Source organism: Bacteroidota bacterium (assembly GCA_039714315.1).
Classification (GTDB): domain Bacteria; phylum Bacteroidota; class Bacteroidia; order Flavobacteriales; family JADGDT01; genus JADGDT01.
Genome location: JBDLJM010000153.1, coordinates 1 through 7237, shown reverse-complemented (window position 1 = coordinate 7237; position 7237 = coordinate 1). Strand labels below are relative to the sequence as shown.

Annotated in this window: 8 protein-coding genes; 7 read left to right on the top strand and 1 reads right to left on the bottom strand. The window is 35.9% G+C overall.

Annotation, left to right across the window (positions count from 1 at the left end):
- Positions 1-409: 409 nt before the first annotated feature.
- Together ABFR62_12205 and ABFR62_12200 are read left to right on the top strand one after the other, a co-directional pair.
- A complete protein-coding gene (locus ABFR62_12205; protein ID MEN8139185.1) occupies positions 410-1162 on the top strand; it encodes a hypothetical protein in 753 nt (250 codons plus the stop codon).
- 307 nt (positions 1163-1469) lie between these two features.
- Positions 1470-1817 (top strand): VOC family protein, encoded by a 348-nt coding sequence (locus ABFR62_12200; protein MEN8139184.1) that lies wholly within the window; start codon positions 1470-1472, stop codon positions 1815-1817.
- Between the two features lie 80 nt (positions 1818-1897).
- Here ABFR62_12200 and ABFR62_12195 read toward each other — a convergent pair whose 3' ends face one another.
- Entirely contained in the window at positions 1898-2176 is a 279-nt protein-coding gene (locus tag ABFR62_12195; GenBank protein ID MEN8139183.1) for a pyrimidine/purine nucleoside phosphorylase, read from the bottom strand.
- A gap of 214 nt (positions 2177-2390) precedes the next feature.
- On the opposite strand from ABFR62_12195, the gene ABFR62_12190 reads away from it, so the two are divergent.
- From ABFR62_12190 to ABFR62_12170, 5 genes are all read left to right on the top strand, one after another.
- Positions 2391-3131 carry a sulfite exporter TauE/SafE family protein gene (locus ABFR62_12190; protein MEN8139182.1) on the top strand — a complete coding sequence of 247 codons (741 nt, stop codon included), beginning with the start codon at positions 2391-2393 and terminating at the stop codon, positions 3129-3131.
- Positions 3132-3275: 144 nt separating this feature from the next.
- Entirely contained in the window at positions 3276-4847 is a 1572-nt protein-coding gene (locus ABFR62_12185) for a GMC family oxidoreductase (protein ID MEN8139181.1), read from the top strand.
- A gap of 28 nt (positions 4848-4875) precedes the next feature.
- The gene (locus ABFR62_12180; GenBank protein MEN8139180.1) at positions 4876-5883 is read left to right on the top strand and encodes an NAD-dependent epimerase/dehydratase family protein; all 1008 of its coding nucleotides are present in this window, start codon (positions 4876-4878) and stop codon (positions 5881-5883) included.
- Positions 5880-6893: a glycosyltransferase gene (locus ABFR62_12175; GenBank protein ID MEN8139179.1), complete on the top strand. Its 1014-nt coding sequence runs from the start codon at positions 5880-5882 to the stop codon at positions 6891-6893. The genes ABFR62_12180 and ABFR62_12175 overlap by 4 nt, the downstream gene beginning before the upstream one ends.
- Positions 6894-6927: 34 nt before the next feature.
- Positions 6928-7164, top strand: a complete 237-nt coding sequence (locus tag ABFR62_12170) for a VF530 family protein (protein MEN8139178.1) — start codon at positions 6928-6930, stop codon at positions 7162-7164.
- Positions 7165-7237: the final 73 nt, after the last annotated feature.

Below are 7237 nucleotides of genomic sequence, written 5' to 3'. Positions count from 1 at the left end.
GCGTTACGTTGCGGTTATTTTTTTGTCATCACCTCCCCCGCTGCCGCACAATTGCATCGAGTAGTAAACATATCTAGCATAAGGTTTCTATATTCACTAAATGAGCCGAAACTATAAATTTCATAATCCAGAAGATTATGTAGATAGTAGTGCGAGAGATTATTCCGAAGAAAAAGGAATGTAAGAAATTATTGTTTGTAGTTGATATTGGATACTAACCACGCGATACAGTTGCGCGACAGCTTGAGTTAAATACTCAAGCTCCAGTATTTTTATTGCAACAAGTACATTTGTAAGAATCTTATTCCATCAACATCAAACATTATATTACGACATATTTTTGTCAAAACTTAATCATTAGAATAATTTAGGTTACAAAATATAACTTAAAAACACAAACAATATACATATGAAAAATAGAATTTTACTTTTTACATTTTTATTTGCAACAATTGTGGCTAAATCCCAGAAATCTGACAATTATGTAATTCTGAACAATGATAAACTTATTGAGGGCGAAGAAATGGTATATTACAAACCTTTTTTTAGCAAACCAAGGATAACTATCAACGATAATACATACAAAGCTCCGGAAATAAAGTTTTTCTCTATGAACGGAAACTTACATGCAAATGTTACTAAATATTCTTTTTGGGGAAAAAGCCGATTTGCATTCTCACTGGAAAACGGGGAAGTTAACCTTTTTGAATTTAGAAAAACCTATACTGACATGAATACAGGAGGTGTTTCTTCACGATCGTGGTACTATTACAACAGAGGTTTTGGCGAAATACATAAAGTACGCTACAGCAGCCTTAGAAAAGAGCTATCAGACAATGCAAAAAGTTTGGTTTACCTCGATAAATTCAGAAAGAATACAATAATTGGTAAATCTCTTTTCTATGGCGGAGTTACTATATTTTTTGGTGAAGCTATTTATGGACTGGGAAAGGCACTAACCGACGATTTAAGTGAAAAGGGTATGAAAGATAATTTTATAATTGCAGCAGGTGGCATTGGACTAGCCCTTGCCGGAACAATAATAGTAGAAATAGGAGGTGTAAGAAACCTTAAGAAAGCTGTACGGGAATACAATAATGGCACACCCGAAATTCAGGAATCAGAACAAACACCCGAACCCTTTGTCCGTATGGATAATTAAGATGAATATCATTAACCTGAATTCTACCAGAGAAAAAAAACACCCAAAGTTTTATAACTGTGAGGTTTGAGCAAAGAAGCATGAAAAAATAACGGTTTATTTTGAGTGTTTTTTAGTCCAAAGATTGTTATAAAGAAGTTTTTACCGATCATTTTGATATTTATTTAAAATTAATCCCGCCCGATTAAATCAGAGCGGGATTTTTGTTTTTATAGCATAAGTAACGATATCGCTATCATGATTATGGATATAGCAGCACCATTACTACAGAATATTTCTTAAATTTAACAATCTAAAAAACAATGACATGGAAAATAATCAAATCTCGTACATAGAGTTTAAAACTAATGATCTGGAGAAATCAAAAGAATTTTACCGGAACACTTTTAACTGGAGCTTTAAAGACTATGGTCCAACCTACGCATCATTCTCTGAAAGCGGTGTTTACGGAGGTTTTGAACAAACAGATAAAGAAATCTGCAATGGAGCACTTGTAGTTTTATACAATAACAATCTTGACAAGACTAAAGACAGGGTTATTGAGTTCGGCGGAAAAATTTCAAAAGAGATCTTCTCTTTTCCCGGCGGGAACAGATTTCATTTCAAAGACCCTTCGGGAAATGAACTTGCTGTTTGGTCGGACGAAGAAAGGTAAAACTGACTCGCTATAAGTCACGGTGTCGCTATCATAATTATGGAGATAGCGACACCGCGGCTATATGAGATAAATGCTAATCAATAAAAACAAATATAAGAACTTACTTTATCTGCTTTAATTTTAAAATCTTTGTGCTCTACAACTTTAAACTCCTCTCCTTCTCTACATACTTTCCACTGTTTGCCATCTTCTTCCCAAAAAGAAATTTCTCCTGAAGTAACCCTATAATGTTCCTTTGCTATTGCACCAAAACCATACTCTCCAGGTGCTACAATCCCAACAGAAAAAGCCTCTTTTTCTCCATCATGAGTAAGTGACATAACCTTATTGCTGAAGTAATCTCGTATCTTATACATAGCTTTTTATTTTGTAATTAATCTTAAATAAATTTAACGAAATAACACTGCATAATCAAGTAAATATCAGCTTAAAATACACAAAAAAAAAGTCACGGAGCAGCTATCTCTGAAGGACGGCAAGGCAGCTCCATAATCTTGATTACTACATTGTAACTACATCTAAAAAATTATCTATAAATTCGCATACCAACAAAACAATCTATTTTCCGATATGGACTACCTGATATTCGCAATCTCATTAATTGCCTCATTTATATTCGCCATGGGAGGTGTTGGCACAGCTTCTGTTATGGTTCCCATACTTGTATCGCTCGGAGTTCCTCTAAACATTGCAAAACCGACCGGTTTGTTCAACAATACAATTAGCATGATAAGTGCCAGTATTTCGAATATAAAAAACGGAAGACTGGATTATAAAATCGGCATACCTCTAATAGTATTCTCTTTTTTATTTGCTGTTGTCGGTGCTTATGCAAGTCAGTTTATACCAACTATGGTTATTCTTATCCTCTTTGTTCTTTTTCTCGTGTTTTCGGGACTTATGTTTATTTTCTTTAAAAGAGATGAATACGAGGAAATTGACCGAAAAAACATCCCATATTTAAAACTATCAATAATCGGCTCAGTGGCAGGACTAATGTCCGGGCTTTTGGGTATCGGAGGTGGCGGAGTTATTTCACCGGCTATGCTTATGCTTGGATTTAACCCCAAAAAAACAACCGTTATTACCGCCTTTGTTATTCCTTTCTCTTCTTTTTCGGCATTTGTAACCTACTGGTTACTTGGTAACATCGACTGGAAATTAATTTTAATTGTAACATCTGCCGGAATTATAGGAGCTACTCTGGGTACTTCTTTTATGCATAAACGTCTGGATCCAAACTCAGTAAGAAGACTTTTAGCAGTTATCCTCCTTGCAATGGCTGTAAATTTGATTTACAAAATCGTGTAAATAATAGTTGTTAGCCTAACTAAACCATATTAATAGTTTACTCCTTTCCTATTTTTTTAGGAAAAACAAAGAGTAATATACTACAGATTATTAAAATTAACTATGTTTACACAAGTGACTACTTAATAATCCCTCATTCTTAATATGAAATACGATTACGACTACATAATAATAGGCAGTGGCTTTGGCGGGTCGGTAAGTGCCTTAAGACTTTCGGAAAAAGGATACAAAGTATTGGTGATTGAGAAAGGAAAGTGGTACAAATCTAAAGATTTTGCAAAAACAAACTGGAACCTTAGAAAGTGGTTATGGATGCCCTTTGCCAGTTTTTTTGGTATAATGAAACTTAGCATCTTCCGTCATATAGTTGTAATATCGGGAACCGGCGTTGGTGGAGGATCGTTGGTGTATGCCAACACACTGCCTGTTCCAAAGTCCGATTTTTTCAAATCTGGAAGCTGGAAAGATCTCAATGACTGGCAAACAGAATTAAAACCTTTTTACCAAAAAGCACTAAAAATGCTGGGTGCTGCCAGAAACCCCAAATTATTTGACGGTGATAATATCCTAAAAGAACTTGCACGCGAAATTGGGCGGGAAGACAAATTCGAACATCCTGAAGTATCGGTTTTCTTCGGTGAAGAAGGTATAGAAGTTGCAGATCCGTATTTCGAAGGAAAAGGACCTGACAGAGCAGGATGTACTTTTTGCGGAGGATGCATGACCGGTTGCAGGCATAATGCCAAAAACTCACTTGATAAAAACTATCTCTATCTCGCGCAGAAATCAGGTGCCGAAATAATTGCAGAGAACGAAGTTTACGATGTTGTACCATTGGATGAAAAAGATGGAACCAAGGGTTATAAAGTGTCCACTAAATCAAGCACAAAGTTCTTTAAGAAAAAGAAAAACATCACTTCGAAGGGAATAATTTTCTCGGGAGGAGTGCTTGGAACAGTTAAGCTTCTTTTGAAAATTAAGTCTAAATCATTGCCCTTTCTTTCGGACAAACTTGGAGATGATATAAGAACAAATAACGAAACTCTGGTAAGCGTTTCTACGCTCGACCAGTCGAAAGATGTTTCAAAAGGAATTGCTATAGGAAGTTTATTACATACCGACGATAACAGTCACTTAGAAATAGTCCGCTATTCGGAAGGTTCATCCTTTTGGAGAATATTCCACATGCCCTACTCTACAGGTAAAAACGCCATCATCAGATTAATTAAAATGTTTGGGGTAATAATAAAATCGCCCCTTTCATATTTTAAAATTTACCTTGTAAATTCATGGTCAAAAAGTACCGTTGTTCTGTTATTTATGCAAACTGTAGACAGTACTCTAAAATTCAAAAAGAATATCTTCGGAATGATGACATCGTCAGTCAGCAGTGGAACAAAACCAAGTGCTTATATTCCGGAATCGATTGCTTTAACCGAAAAATACAGCAAAATAACAAAGGGCAAGGCTACTTCGTTTGCTCTGGAAACACTTGCCGGAATTCCATCTACAGCGCATATATTGGGTGGAGCAGTTATGGGAGACTCACCAACAACGGGAGTTATCAATAAAAACAACGAGGTTTTTGGCTACAACAACATGTATGTGATTGATGGATCGATGATATCGGCCAATCCGGGAGTAAATCCTTCTCTTTCTATTACAGCGATTGCCGAAAAAGCTATGGAACAGATTCCGGAAAATAAGGATTCTTAATGACGCCATATTTTTGTAGGTTTGCCAAATGAAGATATGCTCACTGGTAACCGGCGGAGCGGGTTTTATTGGCTCGCATGTTGTTAAGCATTTAATAAATCAAAACCACAGGGTTGTAGTACTTGATGATCTTTCGGGAGGCAGTAAAGAGAATGTGAATCCTGAAGCAGAACTGATTATAGGTTCTATCACAGATACTGATTTAGTTGAAATTTTATTCAACAAACATAAATTCGATTACGTATATCATTTAGCTGCCTATGCAGCTGAGGGATTAAGTCACTTTATAAGAAGATTTAACTACCAAAACAATCTCATTGGCAGCATAAACCTTATTAATGCTTCAGTTAATCACAAAGTAAAATGTTTTGTTTTCACTTCTTCGATAGCTGTATACGGTTCTAATGATTTACCTCTAATTGAAACGCAACATCCACAACCGGAAGATCCTTATGGTATAGCAAAATATGCTGTTGAAATGGACCTGCAAAACGCAAATAAAATGTTTGGACTGAACTATGTAATTTTCCGTCCGCATAATGTTTACGGGGCACATCAGAATATTGGTGATAAATACAGAAATGTAGTTGGAATTTTCATGAATCAAATACTGAAAAAAGAAAATCTCAGTATATTCGGAGATGGCAGTCAAAGCAGAGCTTTTAGCTATATAGATGATGTAGCGCCATATATTGCTGATTCTGTAAATATCGCCAAAGCATATAACCAAACATTCAATATCGGGGGGAAAGAAGTAAATACCGTTAAGGAACTTGCTATTTCCGTTTCACAGGCAATGGGATCGGAACTTAATTTGATTGAACTAGAAAAACGTGATGAAGTTCTACATGCATACTCCGATCACACAAAGTTTGAAGAAATTTTTGAACCGACACCTTATACCGGTTTAGAAAAAGGACTACCTGTTATGGCTGAATGGGTAAAAGCTAATGGCTCGCGCTCAAGTAAAGAATTTGAGAATATCGAAATAGAAAAAAACTTACCAAATTCCTGGAAAAAGAATAATACTAAATGAATAATCAACCACTAGTATCAATCATAATGGCGGTAAAAGATACTGCCCCGTATTTGCACGATTGCATTGACTCTATTATTGACCAAACATATCAAAATTGGGAACTAATAGCTGTGAATGATCATTCATCGGACGAAACACCTATTATTCTTCAGGAATATGCAAATAAAGATTCCAGAGTCAGGTACTACAACAGCGATAAACCAAAGCTAATCCCTACTCTTCAGGTTGCTTATGCACAGGCAAAAGGAACTCTGATAAACAGAATGGATTCTGACGACAAAATGCCTGATTATAAATTACAGGTTCTGGTAGACGAATGGAATAAATACGGCAAAGGATCCGTTATTGCCGGAGGAACAGAACATTTTGTAGATGATGGCGAAGTTGGTGACGGATTTATTAAATACGAGAACTGGCTAAACAATGTTGCCAAAACAAGCACGCATTATCAGGAAATTTACACCGAATGTGTAATTCCATCACACTGTTGGATTATACACAGGGATGATTTTAACGAAGTTGGTGCTTTCGACCCTTTAGTCTACCCCGAAGATTACGACCTTTGCTTCAGGTTTTACAAAAAAGAACTTAATGTAATTGGTATCGATAAAATATTACACCACTGGAGAGACAGGTCGAACAGGATTTCGAGAACCTGGGAAGAATATAAGGACAACAGGTATTTCGACCTCAAATTACGTTTCTTCTATGAACTCGACAGAGACAAATCAAGACCTTTAGTATTGTGGGGAGCAGGTAAGAACGGCAAAGATATGGCTAAACTGTTACAATCGTATGGTGATACTTTCCATTGGATGTGCGACAACAATAATAAAATAGGTAAAGATATTTACGGGGTAAAAATGAAACATTTTAACGATATCGAAAACATTGCCAATGCTCAAATAATGGTTGTTGTATCATCACCTGAAGGGAAAAAGGATATCAAAAAACAACTGGAATCATGGGGCAAGGAACCGGTAAAAGATTACTGGTTTTTTGCGTAACTTTGATAAATAGGTATAGCATATCTTAAGAACTATGGAGAACAACAGCAAAAACACCCAGGTAAACAACCCTATGCACGGTGTTAAACTGGCAGATATTTTAGAATATTTAGAGAAAGAAATTGGCTGGAATGAATTGAGTTTAATGATTAACATAAACTGTTTTAAAAAGGATCCTTCGATAAAATCATGTCTGAAATTCCTTAGAAAAACTCCCTGGGCAAGAGAAAAAGTAGAAAGTTTATACCTAAAACTAGTTAGTAAAAGATAAGATTGAGGATGAGAGATTGAGAGGATGAGAGATTGAGAGAATGAGAGGATGAGAGAATGAGAGGATGAGAGGA